This is a genomic window from Actinomadura sp. 21ATH, from assembly GCF_041951345.1.
In the GTDB taxonomy this organism is placed as follows: domain Bacteria; phylum Actinomycetota; class Actinomycetes; order Streptosporangiales; family Streptosporangiaceae; genus Spirillospora.
This window is the reverse complement of sequence record NZ_JBGNUR010000001.1, coordinates 1,047,318-1,066,313: the sequence shown is the minus strand read 5'-3', so window position 1 is coordinate 1,066,313 and position 18,996 is coordinate 1,047,318. Positions and strand designations below refer to the sequence as shown.

Genomic DNA, 18,996 nt, shown 5'->3' with positions numbered 1-18,996 from the left:
GCGGCGCGTTTGTGCAGGCTTAGGGCCCCGCTGGCCGAATAGCGCCACGTGCCACGCATCGACCTGCGAGGATTGTGGACGGAGGTTGGCCGTGGCCATTGACTTCAACCCGTCGCGCGGCGCGACGCTGGGCGTGGAGTGGGAACTCCAGCTCATCGACGCCGAGACGCGGTACCTGCGGCAGGACGCCGGCGAGGTGCTCGCCGCCCTGCCGTCGCTCAGCGAGGGCGGCGACAACCCGAAGATCCGGCATGAGCTGATGGAGTCCACGGTCGAGATCGTGACCGACATCTGCCATACCGTCGGCGAGGCCAAGCAGGACCTGGCCGCCACGGTGGCCGAGCTGCGCGCCGCCGCGGCCGCCCGCGGCATCACGCTGGCCTGCACGGGCACCCACCCGATCAGCGACTGGCGGGACGCGGTGATGGCGCCGATGAAGCGCTACGCCGAGCTGATCGAGCAGATGCAGTGGCTCGCCCGGCGCATCCAGACGTTCGGCGTGCACGTGCATGTCGGGGTGAGCGACGTCGACCGCGCGATCCCGATCGTCAACGCGCTGTCGGCCTACCTGCCGCACTTCCTCGCCCTCACCGCCTCCAGCCCGTACTGGAGCGGCAGCGACACCGGCCTGGCCTCCAGCCGGGCGGTCGTCTTCGGCCAGCTCCCCACGGCCGGGCCGCCCCACCTGCTGGACGACTGGGCGGCCTTCGAGGATTACATGGAAACGCTGCTCCGGGCGGGTACGATCCGGAGCATCAAGGAAGTGTGGTGGGACATCCGCCCGCATCCCGATTTCGGCACCGTAGAGATCCGGATGTTCGACGGCATCCCCACCATGCGAGAGGTGGGCATGGCCGCGGCCCTGTGCCAGAGCCTGGTCACGCTCTTCGAACAGCAGCTGGACCGCGGCTACACGCTGCCGCGGCCGGCCGCCTGGGTGGTGCGCGACAACAAGTGGCGGGCCACCCGGTACGGGCTCGACGCCATCGTCATCACCGACGACACGGGGAGCACGGCACCGCTCCGCGACGATCTCTACGAGCTGATCCGCGAGCTGGAGCCCGTGGCCGACCGGCTGGGCTGCGCGGAGGAGCTCAAGGTCGCCGGCGAGGTGCTGGAGCACGGGGCGCCGTACGAGCGCCAGCGCGCGATCCGCGCCGAGGGCGGATCCGTGCCGGACCTGGTCGACGCGGCGATCATGGAGCTCGCGCAGGACCGGTTCGTCACGTACGGGGAGGTCGCCCATGCCGGGACCACCTGATACGCCCGAACCGGGGGAATCACTCGAACCAGGGGAAACGCTCGAACCGGGGGAACCGTCCGGCACCGGCCCGCTCCCCGGCCCATCCGCCGACCCACCTACCGACCCACCCGCAGGCCCGGCCGCCGGGCCGGCCCGAGAGAAGTCCACCGGGCGGACGCCGTTCGGCTCCGCCCTCGCGCAGGGGGCGCACATGACACAGACCGGACCCGGGGTGATGCCGGGCCTTGAACCACCGACCGCCCCCGGGGCGGCCCAGCGCACCGGCGACGACCACGACGGCGCCGGGGCCGGCGCCCGCACGGGCGCGAGCGCGGGCGAGGTGCGGGCCGCCGCGCTGAGCGGCGGCGCGCTCCAGCCGCAGCTCGACGCCTTCCTCGCGCTGGCCGAGCCCGCCCTGATCGCGTTCCGGCGCGACCTGCACATGCACCCCGAGCTGGGGTACGCCGAGTACCGCACCACCGAGCGGATCGCCGGGCGGCTGGCGGCGGCCGGGCTCAAGGCGCAGATCCTCCCGCGCGGCACCGGCCTGTTCTGCGACATCGGCCCCGAGGACGGCCCGACGGTCGCGCTGCGCGCCGACATCGACGCGCTGCCCCTCCAGGACGAGAAGGACGTCCCGTACGCCTCGACCGTGCCGGGCGTCGCGCACGCCTGCGGGCACGACGTGCACACCGCGATGGTGCTGGGCGCGGGGCTGTTCCTGGCGCAGCAGGCCGAGGCGGGGCTGCTGCCCGGCCGGGTGCGGCTGCTGTTCCAGCCCGCCGAGGAGTCGCCCGGCGGGGCGCTGGACATGATGGCGGCGGGCGGCATCTGCGGCGTCGACCGCGCGTTCGCGCTGCACTGCGACCCGCGCGTGGACGTCGGCAAGCTGGGGCTGCGCACCGGGCCGATCACCGCCGCCTGCGACAAGGTGTACGTCAAGGTGACCGGGCCCGGCGGCCACACCGCCCGCCCGCACCTGACCGCCGACCTGGTGTACGCGCTCGCCAAGATCGTGACGGAGCTGCCGTCGGCGCTGTCCCGGCGGGTCGACCCGCGCTCCAGCCTGTCGCTGGTGTGGGGCCGGGTGGCGGCCGGGTCGGTGGCCAACGCGATCCCCGACGACGGCATCGCCGAGGGCACCGTCCGCTGCCTGGACGACCAGGCGTGGCACCGGGCGCCGGAGATGATGAAGGCGCTGCTGGAGTCGGTGGCGGCGGCCTACGACGTGGAGGCGTCGCTGGAGTACGTGCGCGGCGTCCCGCCCACGGTCAACGAGGCGGCGAGCGTCCAGATGCTGCGGGACGCGGCGGCGCAGGTGCTCGGCGAGGACGCGGCGGTGCCGACCCCGCAGAGCCTGGGCGGCGAGGACTTCGGCTGGTACCTGGAGTCGATCCCCGGCGCGCTGGCCCGGCTGGGCGTGCGCAGGCCGGGCTCGGGCGACGAGTACGACCTGCACCGCGGCGACTTCGACGTCGACGAGAGCTGCATCGCGGCCGGCGTCCGGGTGCTGGCGGCCACGGCGCTGACCGCGCTGTGGGACGGCGGCCGGCAGGGTGAGGCCGAGCCGGTCGAGGGCGCCGCGCTCACCTGAGTAGCCGCGGGCCGCGAGGCCCGCGTCCGCCCCCCGCCCCCCGGGCCCGGCCTCCGGGTCCGCTTCCGGCCCCGTCCCCCGGCGGTCCGGTCCGCGTCCTGACCTGTGGCGATCTCGCCTACGCCTTGGTAACGGACGCGTTGCGAATCGGTGCACAACGGGCGTTCCGTGCGTTCTGCGGGGTAGCGTCCGATCGATTTCTGGGGAATCGCGAAGGGAGCGCTGCCTTGCGCCGTGGACTGAAGATCTCGCTCGTCACCATGACGGGCGCGGCGTTGACCCTCAGTGCCGCCGCCTGCGGTGGCAAGAAAGCCTCCGACGGTGGCGGCGAGGGCGACAAGAAGACCCTGAAGGTCGGCCTGGCCTTCGACATCGGCGGCCGCGGCGACCAGTCGTTCAACGACTCGGCCGCCGCCGGGCTGGACCGGGTCAAGAAGAACCTGAACATCGAGACGAACGAGATCTCGGCCAAGCCGGACGAGCCGGACTCCGACAAGGAGTCGCGGCTGCGGCTGATGGCCAACCAGGGCTACAACCCGGTGATCGGGGTGGGCTTCGCCTACACCACCTCGATCAACAAGGTCGCCAAGGACTTCCCGAACACCAAGTTCCTGGTCGTGGACGCCGACCAGTGCAAGGTCGAGGGCGCGAACGTGCTGGGCGCCTGCTTCTCCGAGGAGCAGGGCTCGTTCCTGGTCGGCGCCGCCGCGGCGCTGAAGTCCAAGAGCGGCAAGATCGGCTTCGTCGGCGGCGTGAACGTGCCGCTGATCCACAAGTTCCAGGCCGGGTACGAGGCGGGCGCCAAGCACGCCAAGTCCGACATCGAGATCCTGCCGGCCAAGTACCTGACGCAGCCGCCGAACTTCGACGGGTTCAAGAACCCGGCGCTCGGCAAGGAGGCCGCGCAGGGCCAGCTGGACGCCGGCGCGGACGTGATCTACCACGCCGCCGGCGGTGCCGGGATCGGCGTGATCCAGACGGCCGGCGGCGCCAAGAAGTGGGCCATCGGCGTCGACTCCGACCAGTACAACCAGCCCGCGGTCGCGAGCGTGAAGGACCAGATCCTCACCTCGATGATCAAGCGGGTGGACCTGGCGGTGTTCGACTTCGTCAACTCGGTCAGCAACAACACGTTCCAGGCCGGGACGAAGAAGTACGACCTGACCAACGACGGCGTCGGCTTCGCCACCTCCGGCGGCCACGTCGACGACGTCAAGGCCAAGCTCGACGGCTACAAGGCCGACATCGTGGCCGGCAAGATCAAGGTCCCGACCAAGCCCTGATCACGTACCGGCGCACGCGCCGCATGATCCGGCGCCTCTCCGGGCAGCGAGCCTGGAGAGGCGCCGGGGGCATGCGCGCGTGCCGGGGCGCGGAACCGCAGACAGCGAGTCAGGAGGGCACACGTGCCTGACGTTCACCCCGCGGGGGAACGAGCCCCCGCGGCGAGCGCGGGGCCGGCCGTACGGCTGACGTCGATCACCAAGCGCTTCCCCGGCGTGGTGGCCAACCGCGACGTCGACCTCACCATCGAGCGCGGCGAGGTGCACGCGCTGTGCGGGGAGAACGGCGCCGGCAAGTCCACGCTGATGAAGATCCTGTACGGGATGCAGCGGCCGGACGAGGGCACCATCGAGGTCGGCGGCGAGCGGGTCGCGTTCCGCTCCCCGGCCGACGCGATCGCCCGCGGGATCGGCATGGTCCACCAGCACTTCAAGCTGGCCGACAACCTGACCGTGCTGGAGAACGTGATCCTGGGCGCCGAGCCCCGGCGGCGCGGCCGGATCGACTTCGCCGCGGCCCGCGCGCGGATCGCGAAGATGTCCGACACCTACGGGCTGCGGGTGGATCCCGACGTGCTGGTGGAGACCCTCGGGGTCGGCGACCGGCAGCGGGTGGAGATCCTCAAGGTGCTGTTCCGCGGCGCCGAGGTGCTGATCCTGGACGAGCCCACCGCGGTGCTGGTGCCGCAGGAGGTCGAGGAGCTGTTCGGCAACCTGCGCGACCTGCGCGCCGAGGGCCTCACGGTGCTGTTCATCTCGCACAAGCTGGACGAGGTCCTGTCGGTCGCCGACAGCATCTCGGTGCTGCGCCGCGGCACCACGGTCGCGACCCGGCTCGACCCGGCGGGCGTGACGTCGCGGGAGCTGGCGGAGCTGATGGTCGGCTCCGAGCTGCCCACGCCCGAGCTGCGCGAGTCCACGGTCACCGAGGACGTGCAGCTCCAGGTGGACGGGCTGACCGTGCTCACCGACGCGGGCCGTCCCGTCGTGGACGGCGTGTCGCTGCGCATCAGGCGCGGCGAGATCGTCGGCCTGGCCGGGGTGGAGGGCAACGGCCAGTCCGAGCTGATCGAGGCGATCATGGGGATCCGCCAGGCGGACTCGGGCACGATCGCGTTCGGCGGCGACGACATCACGACCTGGCCGACGCGGCGCCGCCGCGAGGCCGGGATCGCCTACATCCCCGAGGACCGGCACCGGCACGGGCTCATCCTCGAAGGGACCCTCTGGGAGAACCGGATGCTGGGCCACCAGACCCGGCGCCCCAACGTGCGCGGCCCGTGGGTCGACCGGCGCGGCGCGCGCGCCGACACGACCCGGATCGTCCGCGAGTACGACGTCCGCACCCCCGGCATCGACGTCCCCGCCGCCGCGCTGTCGGGCGGCAACCAGCAGAAGCTGATCGTCGGCCGGGAGATGTCGGGCGACCCGCGCCTGCTGATCGCCGCCCATCCCACCCGCGGCATCGACGTCGGCGCGCAGGCCGCCATCTGGGAGTACCTGCGCCAGGCCCGCGCCGCCGGGCTGGCCGTCCTGCTGATCAGCGCCGATCTCGAGGAACTCATCGGTATGTCCGACACCCTGCACGTGATCCTGCGCGGCCGGCTGGTCGCGGAGGTCGATCCGGGCACGGTCACCCCCGAGGAGCTCGGCTCCGCGATGACCGGCGCCACCGGCGAGGACGACTCGTGACCGCCCCGAAGGAGCCCGCGGACGACCGGGACGGCACCGAGCCGGCGAAGCCCGCCGCCGGGCCGCCGGCGGATTCCGGCGTCCCGGCGTGGAAGGCGATCCTCCAGGGGCTCGGGCCGAGCGGGCTCGGCCTCCAGGTCGGGGCGCCCGTCTTCGCCCTGCTGATCTCGCTGCTGATCACGATCGGGCTGCTCCGGGTGACCGGCGCGGACCCGTTCAGCTCGATCCAGGCGATGGTCGACTACGGCACCACCGACAACTCGATCGTCGACATCCTCAACCGCGCCACCCGCTACTACCTGTCGGCGGTCGCGGTCGCGATCGGCTTCCGGATGGCGCTGCTGAACATCGGCGTGGACGGCCAGTACCGGCTCGCGGCCATGCTGGCGGCCTCGCTCGGCGGCGCGCTGGCGCTGCCCGCCCCGTTCGGCCAGTTCCTGGTGATCGTGGCCGCGATGCTGGTCGGCGGGCTGTGGGCCGCGATCGCGGGCATCCTCAAGGTGACCCGCGGGGTCAGCGAGGTGCTCTCCACGATCATGCTGAACGCGATCGCCACCGGGCTGATCGCGTACCTGCTGAACGACCAGCGGCTCGCGGAGGTGCGGCCGGGCAGCAACAACGTCGCCACCCCGAAGATCCCCGAGTCCGGCCAGGTCGGCAAGTTGAACGACGTGCTGACCGCGCTGTTCTCCGGGCCCGGCCTGGCGGTCGTGCTGATCGCCGGCTCGGCCGCGATCATCTACTCGGCGCACCGCCGCCAGGCCGACGCCCACCCCGGCCGCGGCGCCTCCACCGGGCTGGTCCTCGGCGCGCTGGGCGCGCTGGCGTTCGCCGCGATCACCGCGCTGGTGGTCGCGCCGACGCTGACCGACCTGCCCGGCTCGGTGTACGGGCTGCTGCCGCTCGCGGTCGTCGTCGGCATCGTGTTCTGGGTGGTCATCAACCACACCCGGTTCGGCTTCGACCTGAAGGTCTCCGGGCTGTCGCCGACGGCCGCGCAGGCCAGCGGCGTCAGCGCCCGCAAGATGATCGTCATCACGATGGTGATGTCGGGCGCGGTGGCCGGGCTGATCGGGATGCCCGAGCTGCTCGGCGCCTCGTACGAGTACTCGCTGAACTTCCCGGCCGGCCTCGGCTTCACCGGCATCACGGTCGCGCTGCTGGGCCGCAACCATCCGGCCGGCATCGCGCTGGCCGCGCTGCTGTTCGCGTTCCTCGACCAGACCTCGGACGTGCTCCAGGAGGTCGACGTGCCGAAGGAGATCGTCGGGGTCATGCAGGGCGTGGTCGTGCTGACCGTCGTCATCGTGTACGAGCTGGTCCGCCGCTGGGAGATCAGGTTGCAGCAGCGCACGGTCGCCACCGAACTCGCCACCGGCCACGACCTCGCGAAGGGGGCCTCGTCATGACCGCCTCCGTGACCGCGAAGCTCAGGAACGGCGCCAACGGCAACGGCAGGCTGCGGCTGCGCTGGCCGCACTACCTGATCCTCACCGCCGTGCTGCTGGTGCTGCTGTCGCTCGTCCGGGTGATCACCGGCGCCGACGACGTGACCTCGTCCGGTACGGTCAGCGCCGCCCTCCGGCTCGCCGTGCCGATCTTCCTGGCCGGGCTCGGCGGCCTGTGGTCCGAGCGCGCCGGGGTCATCAACATCGGCCTTGAGGGCATGATGATCCTCGGCACCTGGACCGGCGCGTGGGCCGGCTTCCAGTGGGGGCCCTGGGCCGGTGTCGTCGCCGGCATCGCCGGCGGCGCCCTCGGCGGCCTCCTGCACGCCGTCGCGACCGTGTCGTTCGGCGTGGACCACATCGTCTCCGGTGTCGCGATCAACATCCTGGGGCTGGGCCTCACCCAGTTCCTCGCCGGACTGATCTTCAACACCGGCGAGGCGAAGGCGCTGGGCGGCGGGCCCCGGCAGTCCCCGCCGGTCGACCCGATCGACCGGGTCACCGCGCCCGTCCTGTCCGGCGGCGACTTCTTCGGCTGGAAGAGCCCCGACCTCCTCGGGTCGCTGGAGGACACCGGCTGGTTCCTGGTCTCCGACCTCGCCGGGATCCTGCGCGGCCTCACCACCGACATGTCGCTGCTCACCCTGGTCGCGATCGCGCTGATCCCGATCAGCTTCTTCGTCCTGTGGCGCACGGCGTTCGGGCTGCGCGTCCGGTCCTGCGGCGAGGACCCGTACGCGGCCGAGTCGCTGGGCGTGAACGTCTACCGGATGAAGTACGCGGCCGTCACCATCTCCGGCGCCCTCTCCGGCCTCGCCGGCGCGTTCCTGGTCACCGTCGCCGCCCCCGTCTACCAGGACGGCCAGACCGGCGGCCGCGGCTTCATCGGCCTGGCCGCGATGATCTTCGGCAACTGGCGCCCGGGCGGGCTGGCCACCGGCTCGCTGCTGTTCGGTTACACCGACGCGATGAACGTCCGCGGCGGCGGCGAGGCCGTCCACGCCCTGCTGCTGTTCGTCACGATCATCCTGGTCGCCGTGGCGCTCTGGCAGGCGTACCGCGGCACCACGCTGCGCCCGCTGGTCGTCACCGACCACGACCGCGCCGACGTCCGCAACGCGTTCATCGGCGCCGCCCTCGCGGTCGTCGCCGCGGCCGGCCTGTTCACCTGGTTCCTGCTCAGCGAGACGGTGCCCGGCGAGCTGGTCTCGTTCACCCCGCACCTGACCACGCTGCTCGTCCTCGCCCTGGCCAGCCAGCGGCTCCGGATGCCCGCCAGCAACGGCCAGCGCTACCGCAAGGGAGAGGCCCGGTGACCCAGGAGATCGACTGGCCCGCCCTGCGCGCGGCGGCCCGCACGGCGATGGGGCGCGCGTACGTCCCGTACTCGGACTTCCCCGTCGGCGCGGCCGCCCTGGTCGACGACGGCCGCGTCATCACCGGCTGCAACGTCGAGAACGCCTCGTACGGCGTCGGCCTGTGCGCCGAGTGCAGCCTGACGAGCGCCCTCTACGGCGAGGGCGCCTCGGGGAAGCCCCGCCTCCTCGCCGTCTCCGTCGTGGACCGCCACGGCGACCCGCTGATGCCGTGCGGCCGCTGCCGCCAGCTCCTGTACGAGCACGGCGGCCCGGACATGCTGCTGGAGACGGTGTCGGGCATCCGGCCCATGTCCGAGGTCCTGCCGGACGCCTTCGGCCCCGACGACCTGATCACGAGGAGCTGACCGTTGGACGCGATCGACGTCATCCGCGCCAAGCGCGACGGCGCCGAACTCACCCCGGACCAGATCGCCTGGACGATCGCCGCCTACACCCGCGGCGACATCGCCGAGGAGCAGATGTCGTCCCTGGCCATGGCGATCCTCCTGAACGGGATGACCCGTCCCGAGGTCTCGTCCTGGACCCAGGCGATGATCGACTCCGGCGACCGGATGGACTGGTCGGCCCTGTCCCGTCCCACGACCGACAAGCACTCCACCGGCGGTGTCGGCGACAAGATCACCCTCCCTCTCGCGCCCCTGGTCGCGGCCTGCGGCGCGGCCGTACCCCAGCTCTCCGGCCGCGGCCTCGGCCACACCGGCGGCACCCTGGACAAACTCGAATCCATTCCCGGCTGGCGCGCGTCCCTGTCGCCCGCCGAGATGCTGGACGTCCTGGAGTCCACCGGCGCCGTCGTCTGCGCCGCCGGCACCGGCCTGGCCCCCGCCGACCGCAAGCTGTACGCCCTCCGGGACGTCACCGGCACCGTCGAGTCGATCCCGCTGATCGCCTCCTCGATCATGTCCAAGAAGATCGCCGAAGGCACCGGGGCGCTCGTCCTGGACGTGAAGGTCGGCTCCGGCGCGTTCATGAAGACCCTCCCGGACGCCCGCGAGCTCGCCGAGACCATGGTCGCCATCGGCACCGACCACGGCCTCCGCACGACCGCCCTCCTCACCGCCATGGACCGCCCCCTCGGCAACGCCGTCGGCAACGCCCTGGAGGTCGCCGAGTCCGTCGAGGTCCTCGCGGGCGGCGGCCCGTCCGACGTCGTCGAACTCACCCTCGCCCTGGCCCGCGAGATGCTCACGGCCGCCGGTCTGGCTTCCGCCAAGGACCCGGCCGACGCCCTCCGCGACGGCTCCGCCATGGACGTCTGGCGCCGCATGATCACCGCCCAGGGCGGCGACCCCCTCGCCCCCCTCCCGGTCGCCCGCGAGACGTACGAGGTCCTGGCCCCCGCCACCGGCGTCCTCACCCGCCTGGACGCGTTCGGCGTGGGCGTGGCGGCCTGGCGCCTGGGCGCGGGCCGGGCCCGCAAGGAGGACCCGGTCTCGTTCGGCGCGGGCATCACCTGCCACGCCAAACCGGGCGACAAGGTCACCAAGGGCCAGCCCTTCCTGTCCCTCTACGCCGACGACATGGACCGTTTTCCCCGCGCCCTGGAGTCCCTGGAAGGCGCGTACGAGATCGAGGAGACGGGATCCCCGGATCTCCACCCCTTGATCATCGACCGCATAACCTGACCCACCCGCCCCAGCCGGGTTGACTCGTGGCGTGTCTCCCTCCCGCGCCCGCGCCGCAGGCGAGACTCGCCACGAGTCAACATGCCCGGCGGCGGCGGTCGGCGGGTCGGGCGCGCGGCGCAGCCTGACAGCGCCCGCCGTCCACAGCCTGTGGAAAACCATCGGTCACGGTGCGAGGCGGGCCCATACGACCTTGCCCTCCTCGTTCAGGAGGCGGACGCCCCATGCCTGGACGAGTTCGCCCACCAGCAGCAGGCCGCGCCCGCAGGTCGCCTCGTGGTCCTCAGGGCGCGGCGAGGGCATGTGGGTGCCCTGGTCCCAGACCTCTATGACGGCCGCGCCGTCCCGCTCGTCCAGGAAGACGCGGACGACGATGAAGCCGTACCCGACGTGCCGATAGGCGTTGGTAACCAGTTCGGTAACCACGAGCCGCCCGACGTAGTCGTCCGCGATCCCGAGTTCCCGGTAGCGCTCCACCAGGAAGCGCCGCGCCCGAGAAGGCGCCCGATCCGTGTGAGCCAGCACGAGAGCCGGCGTCTCCGGCGCGAAAGCCACTGCTGACATGGCCAGTTCCCTCCATGGGGACATGGCTGACCCCGGCCGAGGCCCTCGCGCCATCCGCAAGATCCTCACCAAAGTCACCCTGTGTGTACGAACGACCACCATGAAGACACGGGAGGTCGTACAGTCTCAGGAAAGCGAGCTTCTACTAACGGAACACTCGCAAGTACTGTCGTGATCACTAACCTGGGGACGATCATGTCGATGCAGAACAAGATCAAGCCCGAGTTCCTGGGGTTCGGCGCAGAGGTCCGCCGCCTTCGCAAGGCGGCTGGGCTCAATCAGCAGCAGCTCGCCGCCGCGGTCAATGTGACCCGCAGCTACATCACGCAGATCGAGTCCGGGCGGACGCGGTGTCGCCGCGACTTCGCCTTGCGTTTGGACCGGGCGCTCAGATCGGGTGCGACCATCGTCGAATCGTGGGATGAGCTACTAGACTCGATCAAGTCCGACAAATATCCCAAGTTCTTCGCCAACTTCCCCAGGGCCGAACAAGTCGCGATCATGCTTCGCGCCTATGAAGATCGGGTGGTCTACGGCCTTTTCCAGACCGAGGCTTATGCTCGGATTCTTCTGGGTGACGATGATGCGGTAAAGAATAGGATGCAGAGGAAGGAGGTCTTGGGTCGCGTTCCTGCGCCCGCGGTCACGGTTGTGATGGACGAGACGGTCCTGTATCGAGAGGTCGGCGGGGCTGCGGTCATGAAGGAACAACTTGAATACCTGTTGGCGTTGTCCGACGAGAACAACGTCAATCTACAGATCTTGCCGATCAGTTACGTTCGCAATGTATGGGCAACGTTCGCGATAGCCACCTTGGCGGATCAGAGTCAAGTGGTCTATACGGCCAAGGCCTATGGGGGTGAGACCTCCACTGATCCTGCGGACCTCGCTTTCGTGAACGAGAGTATGGTCAGGCTCCAGGCTGAGGCTCTGAACACCAGAGACAGTAGAGCGCTGATAAGAAGGGTTATTGAGGAAAGATGGAATCAAGAAGGCTGAGCTGGCGGAAGTCTTCTCGCAGCAATGAGTCCGGGGACAACTGTGTTGAGGTTGCCGCTGACTTGGAATTTGTAGTGCTCCGCGACAGCCAGGATCCTACTGGTCCGACGATCAGCATGAGGCGTCATGCTTTCCGGCACTTGGCGGAGTGGCTCAAGAAGGTAGAGCCGTTTGCCTGAGGTGAGTTGGCGGGTGCGGCGGTGGTGACGGGTCTGATCTTCAACTTCTGGGACTGAGCGGGAACAAGCGGGTGCCGCGTCGCCAAGTACTGGTTGACCGATCCACCGGATCAGGGAGACAGGGTTGGTGAAGATCACACGACCTCCGGGTGCCGGAGGGACGACCGATGGCGAGACCATCGGGGCGTCCCTCGACGACCCGGAGCGGTTCGCCGAGATCTTCGAGCGGCACTGGGACGAGATACACCGGTACGTGGCGCGGCGGCTGGGGCCCGGGATCGCCGAGGACGTCGGCGCGGAGACGTTCGCCGCGGCCTTCCGCGGGAGGCGCCGGTACGACCAGAGCCGCCCCGACGCCCGGCCGTGGCTGTACGGCATCGCGACCAACCTGATCAGGCAGCACCGCCGCGTCGAGCGCCGCCATCAGGAGGCGCTGGCCCGTACGGGCGCGGAATGGGCCGCGGAGCCGTTCGACCGGGACAGCGACGAGCGGGTGACCGCGCAGCGGCTCGGGCCGCGGATCGCGGCGGCGCTGGCGAAGCTGTCGCGCGGCGAACGCGACCTGCTGCTCCTGATCGCGTGGGCGGACCTGACGTACGAGGAGGCCGGGCAGGCGCTCGGGCTGCCGCTGGGCACCGTCCGGTCCCGCCTGCACCGGGTGCGCGGGAAGCTCCGCCGGACCCTCGGCGACATCGACCAGCTCCAGGAGGACGCGTGAACGACGACCAGATCGCCCTCATCGCCCGGCACCGTCCCGAGGTGCCGACGGACCCCGCCGCACGCGCCCGCGCCCGGGCCCACCTGCAGAGGGAGCTCGCGCCGGGACGCCGCCGTGCCCGGGCCGGCCGCCGGGCGATGCTCCTGGGCGGGCTCGCCGCCACGGCCGCGGCGGCGGTCGCGGTGGCGCAGTTCGGCGCGTCCCCGGAGTCCGCGCCCGGAGGCGAGGTGGACCTGCGGACGCTCGAACTGGCGGCCGCGACCGTCGAACGGCAGGCGGCGCCGGCGCGCCCCACCCCCGATCAGTGGATCTACACGCGCACGAAGGCGGCGTACGCCCTCCAGAGCGGGAACGTCGCCGGGCGCGAGGCCATGCTGAAGGGGAAGGTGACGGTCGAGGAGTGGTGGAAGTTCGACGGCAAGCAGATGGCGTCGTCGGTCCAGAACCAGCGGATCAGCCGCTCCTACATCATGAGCCCAGGGGAGAAGCGCCGGCCGGGCGTCCCGCGTCCCGGCTTCAACGGAGGGGACATCGGCGGTCCGGCGATCTGGAGCACGCTGCCGAACAAGACCTACGACTACGTGGCCTCGCTGCCCGCTGAGCCGGGCGCCCTGCTCGCCCGCGTCCGGAAGGACCATCGGGACGCCGGCCGGGACGTCACCACGTTCGGGGTGATCGCCGGGCTGTTCCGCGAGAACCACCTCATCCCGCCGGAGAAGAACGCCGCGCTCTACCGGGCCCTCGCGAAGATCCCCGGCGTTCGGGTGAAGAAGAACGTCAAGGACTACGCCGGGCGGACGGGCATAGGGGTCCTCTTCGGCCGGGACCGGCAGGGCGAGCCCCGGGTCGGCATCATCCTCGACCCGCGGACCTACCGGTACATGGGCGACCCGCAGTTCGCCCTGCTCCACTCCGCCGTGGTCGACCGGATGGGGCAGCGCGAGTGACGGGCCGGCCCCGCACCGGACGGGTGCGGGGCCGGCCGCTGTCACCGGGGTCCGGCATACTCCCGCCGCATGATGATCAGTCTCTCCGAGATCCGCCGGCTGGCAGCCGAGCGGCTTCCCGCCGATCTCGCGGACCGGTACCGCACCCTGTTGAGACCATCGGGCCGGATCCTCTCGGCCGCTCGGCCCGGAGACGAGCGGGTCGGCGTCCTGGGCGGCGAGCCGCTGCTTCCGGAGACGCTCGACTGGCCCACATGGGAAGGGCACGGCCCCCTGTCCTTCGTCGCCGCCCTCGACTGCGGCCGGCTGCCGGCGACCGGGCTGCCCCTGCCCGCGGACGGCGCCCTCCTGTTCTTCTACTTCGACGGGCAGGCGGACGGCCACGAGAGCTGGGTCCATCCGTCTGAGCCCGCGTCCCGGCCCGGGTCCCGGGTCCTGTACGTCCCGGCGGGAACGCCCGTCCAGCCGCGCCGGACGCCGAGCCCGCTGGATCCCTACAAGCAGGTACCGCTGCGTGCCGAGCCCGCCGTCGCCCTGCCGCTGATCGAGACCCATGAGATGTACGAGCCGCTCGGCATCGCCCCCGAGACGCTGTCCGCCGATCCGATGTACGCCGCGTTCAACGACGCCGTGCGCGGCCTCTGCTCCGCGGGAAGGCACCAGGTGGGCGGCCTGCCGAGCCACGTCCAGGGCAAGGTCGAATACGAGGTCGCCGACTTTTCCCCGGACTGGGACCTCGACGATTTCACCCCCGACAATGCCCATTTCGACGACATCCTCGACGAGATGGCGCGGTGGAGGCTTCTCGCCCAGTTCGCGAGCGACGCCGACGCAGGGATGATGTGGGGCGATGCAGGCATCCTCTACTGGCTGGCCACCGCCGAGGACCTCGCCGCGCGGCGCTTCGACCGCGTCCGCTTCACCTGGCAGTGCCACTGACGATCGAGGCGCGCGCGACGGCGGGCGTGATCATGGCCGATGGCGGACGTCGCGCGCCGCCGGGCGCTCGCAAGATCCATTCGCTCGGGTTCCGGAAAAGCGAAGGTGATGCGCGTTCCGCGATACGGGTACGGGGCGTCCCGGATAACCCGGCACGGCCTTTCCTGCATCAGTGGGCGGCGTGTACAGCAGGACTTTCCCGATTTAGCATCGGGCGCATGCCGATCTCCCGGGTGGTGCAGATGCTCGCGGCCCTCGTGACGATCCTCATGGTCGCCCTCGCCGGTGCGGTCGGGGCCCAGGCGGGGACGGCGCGGGGGCTGGAGAGCCGGTCGCAGCTGATGTTCTTCAACCACGCCTACGGCGTGATCGACCGGGTGACCGCCGATGCCGTCGAGCACTCCGCCTACCTGCGGGAGTTCGCCAACTTCCAGGTCCGCACGACGACCGGTACGGGCGGGGTCACCTGGACGGGCCGCTACCTGTACGGCCGCGAGACCTACTTCGAGCTGTTCGGGGTGGGCGACCTCCCCGACACCGGCTACGGTTCCGCCGGGCTGGCGGTCTCCGTCGAACGTGCCGGCGGCCTGGCCACGGTGGTCGAACGGCTGCGGGACCAGGGCGTCGCCGAGCCGGTCCGGTTCCTGCAGACGCGCGACTTCGGGGACGGCGTCCCGGTGCCGTGGTTCGACGCCGTCTACGTCACCGACGAGATCGACGCGTTCCTCGGGTGGGGCATGGAGTACCGGCCGGAGTACTTCGCCGACCCGCGCAGCAACACCGAGCCGCCCGCCCGCCCCGGCGACGTCGGGCGGGAGCGCTACCTGCCGGACACCTACCGCGACCGCCTGATGCGCGACGTGACCGGCGTCCGCATCGCGATCACCGGCGGCGACCTGGCGGACACGGTGCCGCTGCTGCGCGCCGGCGGGTTCGCCGTCCGCCCGGTGCCGGGCGGCGGCGTCGTCGCGCATCGCGGCGGCACCACGATGCGCCTCGACGTCGTGCCGCGCGACGAGGTCGGCCTGCGGCGGATCGACATGTCGCTCAACCGCTCCCTGCGGACGCGCCATGAGGAGCGCATCGGCCGCTCGACCCTGACGGTCGGCCCGGGTCCCCGCGCCGTGTGGACGTTCCCGGACGTGGAGTAGGCGCCGGCGGCTCAGCGGTGGGTCAGGACGTTGACCACCCGGCCGTTCGGGTCGCGGACGAAGAAGCGGCGGACGCCCCACTCCTCGTCCTGAAGGGGGTGCACGATCTCGGCCCCGCTCTCGCGCACGGCCTCGTGGACCGCGTCCACGTCGTCCACCTCGACGCTCAGGTCGGGGACGACCGGCGCGGTCCGGTCGCCGGACATGAGGCTGACCTGCGCCGTCGGGTTGGACGGGGAGGCCAGCGTCACGATCCAGCCGGCGTCCATGACCTGCTCGAAGCCCAGCCGCTCGTAGAACTCGCGGCTCGCGGGAATGGCGTCGGACTGGATGTCGGGCATGACACGGCGGATGGTCATCGACGGCTCCGGATGATCAGGTTCGATGCTGGTACGGGGTCCATCGTCGCCGGGGACCGCCGGTCATGGCTTGGACGGATGGGAGCCGCGCCGGGCCGCCAGGCGGTCGTGGCGGGCGACGAGGACCGTCGCGAGGAGCGCGGCGGTCACCAGGGCGAGGCCGAGGCCCAGCTGGGCCTCGATGGGCATGCCGTCGGTGGTGCAGGTGCCGTCCGGCGAGCACAGGGTGGACTCGGACGCGCCCGGCCCGGCGTACCAGGCGCCCATGCCGAAGCCGACCGGCCAGGCCACGGCGGCGAGCACCTTGTGGCGGGCGGGCCAGCGGGTCAGCGCCCAGATCAGCGCGGCGGCGGCGAGCGTGCCGATCACGGGCAGGAGGATTCCGGCGGCGGCCGCGGCCACGGCCAGGGCGGCGCCCGTGACGCCGAACGCGCCGCGGCCGGGCCGCGGCGCCGCGGGGGCCGGGCCGGCTTCGTCGGCGGCCTCGCGGGCGATGGCCGCCGGGTCGCCCAGGCGGTCGAGGACGTCGCGGACGGCGGTGGCGGAGCCGTCGCCGCGCTCGGCGACCGCGACGGCGATGTGCTCGCGGATCTCGGCGAGCAGGTCGGCGCGCCGGTCCGGGGGCAGGTCGCGCGCCGCCGCGTCCAGCCGGTCGAGGTAGTCGGTGATCAGTTGGTCGGTGCCGGTCATCAGCTCTCCGTTTCCGTTCCGACGAAGCCCTCCACGGCGTCGCGGAAGCGTGCCCATTCGGTGGCGAAGACGCCGAGGGCGCGCCCGCCGTCGGCGGTGAGCCGGTAGTAGCGCCGGGGCGGTCCGGACGCCGACTCCCGCCAGGTCGTCTCGACCAGCCCCTGCCGGCGCAGCCGCGACAGCAGCGGGTAGATGGTGCCCTCGCTGGTGACCAGGCCGTCGACCTCGGCCAGCAGGCGGACGATCTCCACTCCGTACCGTTCGCCGTCGCGCAGGAGCGCGAGCACGCAGTACGGCAGTGCGCCCCGCCTCATCTGGGTCAGCAGGTTGGATGCGTCACCCGGTACCATGCTTCACAAGGTACCTGGCGGTGGCGGCAACGTCCAGGAAGAAAAGGGAACCGGTCCGGGGGGAGCGGTCGAGTACGGGGTGAAATCCACTCGGAAGGGACCGCCTGTGAACGGAAGTGGAAGGTGTTGACCGCGCCGTCCGAATCGGAGCCGGATACCGGCTCCGGGCAGGCGACCGACGCGGCGCTGATGGAGGAGTCCCTGCGCCGGCCGGAGCGCTTCGCGGACGTCTTCGACCGGCACGCGGACGAGATCCACCGCTATGCCGCCCGCCGGCTCGGCCCGGAGATGGCCGAGGACATCGTCGCCGAGACGTTCCTGGCGGCGTTCCGCAAGAGGGCGAGGTACGACCTCGCCCGGCCGGACGCCCGGCCCTGGCTGTACGGCATCGCGACCCACGCGCTGCGCGAGCACCGCCGCGCCGAGGCCCGCCGCAACCGCGCCCTGGCCCGCGCGGCGGCGGACGGCGCGGCGGAGCCGTTCGACGAGCGCAGCACCGCCAAGGTCAGCGCGCAGCGGCTCCAGCCGCGGCTCGCCGCCGCGCTCGGCCGGCTCTCGGCCGCCGACCGCGATCTGCTGCTGCTGATCGCCTGGGCGGACCTGTCGTACGAGGAGGCGGCCCAGGCCCTGGGCGTGCCGATCGGGACGGTCAGGTCCCGGCTGCACCGGATCCGCAAGAAGGTCCGCCGCGCGTTCGGCGGCGCGAACCCGCTGGAGGAGTCATGAAGACCGACGAGATCACCCTCTTCCGCGAGGGCCGACCGGACGTCCCGGAGTACGACCGCATGGCCAAGGCCCGCATGCGGGTGCGCCTGCTGAACGAGGCGGAGTCGCCCGCCCGGAGCCGGTCGCTCTTCGGGCGCCGGCGCCTGCTGGTCGCGGGCGTCCTCGCGGGCGCGGCCGTCGCGGCGGGCGTCGTCGTGGCCGGCCCGGGCGGGCAGGGCGGCGGCGGGGGCGGCCCGGCCGTCCCGGACAGGCTGCGCACCGTCGCCGGCCCCGAGGACCTGGCGCACAACGCGGCGCTGGTGGCGGCCACCGAGCCCATCGCGAAGAGCCCCCGGTGGGCGTACGTGAAGACCGTCTTCGCCGGGACGCGCGAGGGCGGCGGCAAGCCGGGGAAGACCCTGTCGCGGGAGATCTGGCGCCGGACCGACGGCAAGCGGTTCGCCGTGGTCGAGGGCGGACGGCTCAAGGTCGCCAACGGTTCCAAGGCCGTGTCGGACGGCGTGCGGCGGCTGGACTACCCGTACCTGCTGTCCCTGCCGGACCGGCCCGCCGAGCTGCTCGCCAGGATCTACAAGGCGATCGACGCGGACCACGCCAGGAGCGTCGCCGCCTGGAACGAGCCGATCCCGAAGGACGCGCCCGCGCGCACGAGGGCGAAGCTGAAGGAGCGGCCGAAGCCGGTCCCGCCGACGGCCGAGGAGCGCAACGCCAGGGCGTTCGAGCTCATCTCGCTCCACATGCGCGACGCCGTGCTGCCGGCCAGGATCCGGGCGGCGCTGTACGGCGCCGCGGCGAAGATCCCCGGCGTCCGGTACGAGCCGCGGGCGACCGACATCGCCGGCCGCAAGGGCGTGACGCTCTACCGGATGGAGGGCGGCTACCTCCGCAGCGAGATCATCGTCGATCCGAAGTCCTACGCCTACCTGGGATTCCGCATCGTCGCGATCAAGGATCACCGGCCGGTTGGCCTGGTACCGGTGAAGAAGGGGGAGGTCGTCGGCTGGGGCGGCCTGGTGGAGTCCGGGTTCGTCGCCAAGCCGGGGCAGCGCCCCTGACGGCACCGCGCACGGCGCCGCGCCACGCGGCGCCGTGCGCGCGGCGGCGCCCCGA

Annotated in this window: 20 protein-coding genes; 16 read left to right on the top strand and 4 right to left on the bottom strand. The window is 71.9% G+C overall.

The genetic code is table 11. The features are described 5' to 3' along the window. Positions 1–91: 91 nt before the first annotated feature. The 8 genes from ACA361_RS05070 (at position 92) to ACA361_RS05035 (ending at position 10,264) form a co-directional block, all read left to right on the top strand. Positions 92–1,261, top strand: coding sequence for a glutamate--cysteine ligase (locus tag ACA361_RS05070; RefSeq protein ID WP_375010594.1), 1,170 nt, complete (start codon positions 92–94; stop codon positions 1,259–1,261). 337 nt (positions 1,262–1,598) lie between these two features. After that, complete coding sequence (locus ACA361_RS05065; protein ID WP_375010904.1) at positions 1,599–2,837, top strand: M20 family metallopeptidase; 1,239 nt, start codon at positions 1,599–1,601, stop codon at positions 2,835–2,837. A 227-nt stretch (positions 2,838–3,064) separates the two neighbouring features. Further along, a complete protein-coding gene (locus ACA361_RS05060; RefSeq protein ID WP_375010593.1) occupies positions 3,065–4,120 on the top strand; it encodes a BMP family protein in 1,056 nt (351 codons plus the stop codon). Positions 4,121–4,243: 123 nt separating this feature from the next. Beyond that, positions 4,244–5,812 (top strand): ABC transporter ATP-binding protein, encoded by a 1,569-nt coding sequence (locus ACA361_RS05055; protein ID WP_375010592.1) that lies wholly within the window; start codon positions 4,244–4,246, stop codon positions 5,810–5,812. Next, positions 5,809–7,221 (top strand): ABC transporter permease, encoded by a 1,413-nt coding sequence (locus ACA361_RS05050; protein WP_375010591.1) that lies wholly within the window; start codon positions 5,809–5,811, stop codon positions 7,219–7,221. The genes ACA361_RS05055 and ACA361_RS05050 overlap by 4 nt, the downstream gene beginning before the upstream one ends. After that, positions 7,218–8,576, top strand: coding sequence for an ABC transporter permease (locus tag ACA361_RS05045; protein WP_375010590.1), 1,359 nt, complete (start codon positions 7,218–7,220; stop codon positions 8,574–8,576). The genes ACA361_RS05050 and ACA361_RS05045 overlap by 4 nt, the downstream gene beginning before the upstream one ends. Further along, a complete protein-coding gene (locus ACA361_RS05040) occupies positions 8,573–8,983 on the top strand; it encodes a cytidine deaminase (RefSeq protein WP_375010589.1) in 411 nt (136 codons plus the stop codon). Before ACA361_RS05045 ends, ACA361_RS05040 begins: the two co-directional genes overlap by 4 nt. 3 nt (positions 8,984–8,986) lie before the next feature. Further along, the gene (locus ACA361_RS05035) at positions 8,987–10,264 is read left to right on the top strand and encodes a thymidine phosphorylase (protein ID WP_375010588.1); all 1,278 of its coding nucleotides are present in this window, start codon (positions 8,987–8,989) and stop codon (positions 10,262–10,264) included. 165 nt (positions 10,265–10,429) lie between these two features. Here the strand turns inward: ACA361_RS05035 and ACA361_RS05030 are convergent, their stop codons facing one another. After that, the gene (locus tag ACA361_RS05030; RefSeq protein WP_375010587.1) at positions 10,430–10,828 is read right to left on the bottom strand and encodes an ATP-binding protein; all 399 of its coding nucleotides are present in this window, start codon (positions 10,826–10,828) and stop codon (positions 10,430–10,432) included. Between the two features lie 201 nt (positions 10,829–11,029). On the opposite strand from ACA361_RS05030, the gene ACA361_RS05025 reads away from it, so the two are divergent. The 6 genes from ACA361_RS05025 to ACA361_RS05000 all read left to right on the top strand — a co-directional run bounded on the left by ACA361_RS05025 (position 11,030) and on the right by ACA361_RS05000 (position 15,761). After that, positions 11,030–11,827, top strand: coding sequence for a helix-turn-helix domain-containing protein (locus tag ACA361_RS05025; protein WP_375010586.1), 798 nt, complete (start codon positions 11,030–11,032; stop codon positions 11,825–11,827). Beyond that, positions 11,809–12,006, top strand: coding sequence for a DUF397 domain-containing protein (locus tag ACA361_RS05020; RefSeq protein WP_375010585.1), 198 nt, complete (start codon positions 11,809–11,811; stop codon positions 12,004–12,006). Before ACA361_RS05025 ends, ACA361_RS05020 begins: the two co-directional genes overlap by 19 nt. 127 nt (positions 12,007–12,133) lie before the next feature. Beyond that, positions 12,134–12,724, top strand: a complete 591-nt coding sequence (locus ACA361_RS05015; RefSeq protein WP_375010584.1) for an RNA polymerase sigma factor — start codon at positions 12,134–12,136, stop codon at positions 12,722–12,724. Then, complete coding sequence (locus ACA361_RS05010) at positions 12,721–13,671, top strand: CU044_5270 family protein (protein ID WP_375010583.1); 951 nt, start codon at positions 12,721–12,723, stop codon at positions 13,669–13,671. Before ACA361_RS05015 ends, ACA361_RS05010 begins: the two co-directional genes overlap by 4 nt. Before the next feature lie 69 nt (positions 13,672–13,740). Next, the gene (locus ACA361_RS05005; RefSeq protein WP_375010582.1) at positions 13,741–14,610 is read left to right on the top strand and encodes a YwqG family protein; all 870 of its coding nucleotides are present in this window, start codon (positions 13,741–13,743) and stop codon (positions 14,608–14,610) included. A gap of 218 nt (positions 14,611–14,828) precedes the next feature. After that, positions 14,829–15,761, top strand: a complete 933-nt coding sequence (locus ACA361_RS05000; protein ID WP_375010581.1) for a DUF5829 family protein — start codon at positions 14,829–14,831, stop codon at positions 15,759–15,761. An 11-nt stretch (positions 15,762–15,772) separates the two neighbouring features. On the opposite strand, the gene ACA361_RS04995 is transcribed toward ACA361_RS05000, so the two are convergent. The 3 genes from ACA361_RS04995 to ACA361_RS04985 all read right to left on the bottom strand — a co-directional run bounded on the left by ACA361_RS04995 (position 15,773) and on the right by ACA361_RS04985 (position 17,160). Continuing rightward, complete coding sequence (locus ACA361_RS04995; RefSeq protein ID WP_375010580.1) at positions 15,773–16,120, bottom strand: VOC family protein; 348 nt, start codon at positions 16,118–16,120, stop codon at positions 15,773–15,775. Between the two features lie 63 nt (positions 16,121–16,183). After that, a complete protein-coding gene (locus tag ACA361_RS04990; RefSeq protein ID WP_375010579.1) occupies positions 16,184–16,810 on the bottom strand; it encodes a hypothetical protein in 627 nt (208 codons plus the stop codon). Further along, positions 16,810–17,160, bottom strand: coding sequence for a PadR family transcriptional regulator (locus tag ACA361_RS04985; RefSeq protein ID WP_375010578.1), 351 nt, complete (start codon positions 17,158–17,160; stop codon positions 16,810–16,812). The genes ACA361_RS04990 and ACA361_RS04985 overlap by 1 nt, the downstream gene beginning before the upstream one ends. A 123-nt stretch (positions 17,161–17,283) precedes the next feature. Between ACA361_RS04985 and ACA361_RS04980 the strand changes: the two genes are divergently transcribed. Together ACA361_RS04980 and ACA361_RS04975 are read left to right on the top strand one after the other, a co-directional pair. Then, the gene (locus ACA361_RS04980; RefSeq protein WP_375010577.1) at positions 17,284–17,886 is read left to right on the top strand and encodes an RNA polymerase sigma factor; all 603 of its coding nucleotides are present in this window, start codon (positions 17,284–17,286) and stop codon (positions 17,884–17,886) included. Beyond that, positions 17,883–18,941, top strand: a complete 1,059-nt coding sequence (locus tag ACA361_RS04975) for a CU044_5270 family protein (RefSeq protein ID WP_375010576.1) — start codon at positions 17,883–17,885, stop codon at positions 18,939–18,941. The genes ACA361_RS04980 and ACA361_RS04975 overlap by 4 nt, the downstream gene beginning before the upstream one ends. The last annotated feature ends 55 nt before the right edge of the window (positions 18,942–18,996 follow it).

Bases quoted from the DNA above. Each gene is read 5' to 3' on its own strand.
- ACA361_RS05045 (WP_375010590.1), top strand. From the start codon at position 7,218: ATGACCGCCTCCGTGACCGCGAAGCTCAGGAACGGCGCCAACGGCAAC.
- ACA361_RS05030 (WP_375010587.1), bottom strand. From the start codon at position 10,828: ATGTCAGCAGTGGCTTTCGCGCCGGAGACGCCGGCTCTCGTGCTGGCT.
- ACA361_RS05025 (WP_375010586.1), top strand. From the start codon at position 11,030: ATGCAGAACAAGATCAAGCCCGAGTTCCTGGGGTTCGGCGCAGAGGTC.
- ACA361_RS05020 (WP_375010585.1), top strand. From the start codon at position 11,809: ATGGAATCAAGAAGGCTGAGCTGGCGGAAGTCTTCTCGCAGCAATGAG.
- ACA361_RS05005 (WP_375010582.1), top strand. From the start codon at position 13,741: ATGATGATCAGTCTCTCCGAGATCCGCCGGCTGGCAGCCGAGCGGCTT.
- ACA361_RS05000 (WP_375010581.1), top strand. From the start codon at position 14,829: ATGCCGATCTCCCGGGTGGTGCAGATGCTCGCGGCCCTCGTGACGATC.
- ACA361_RS04995 (WP_375010580.1), bottom strand. From the start codon at position 16,120: ATGACCATCCGCCGTGTCATGCCCGACATCCAGTCCGACGCCATTCCC.
- ACA361_RS04990 (WP_375010579.1), bottom strand. From the start codon at position 16,810: ATGACCGGCACCGACCAACTGATCACCGACTACCTCGACCGGCTGGAC.
- ACA361_RS04985 (WP_375010578.1), bottom strand. From the start codon at position 17,160: ATGGTACCGGGTGACGCATCCAACCTGCTGACCCAGATGAGGCGGGGC.
- ACA361_RS04975 (WP_375010576.1), top strand. From the start codon at position 17,883: ATGAAGACCGACGAGATCACCCTCTTCCGCGAGGGCCGACCGGACGTC.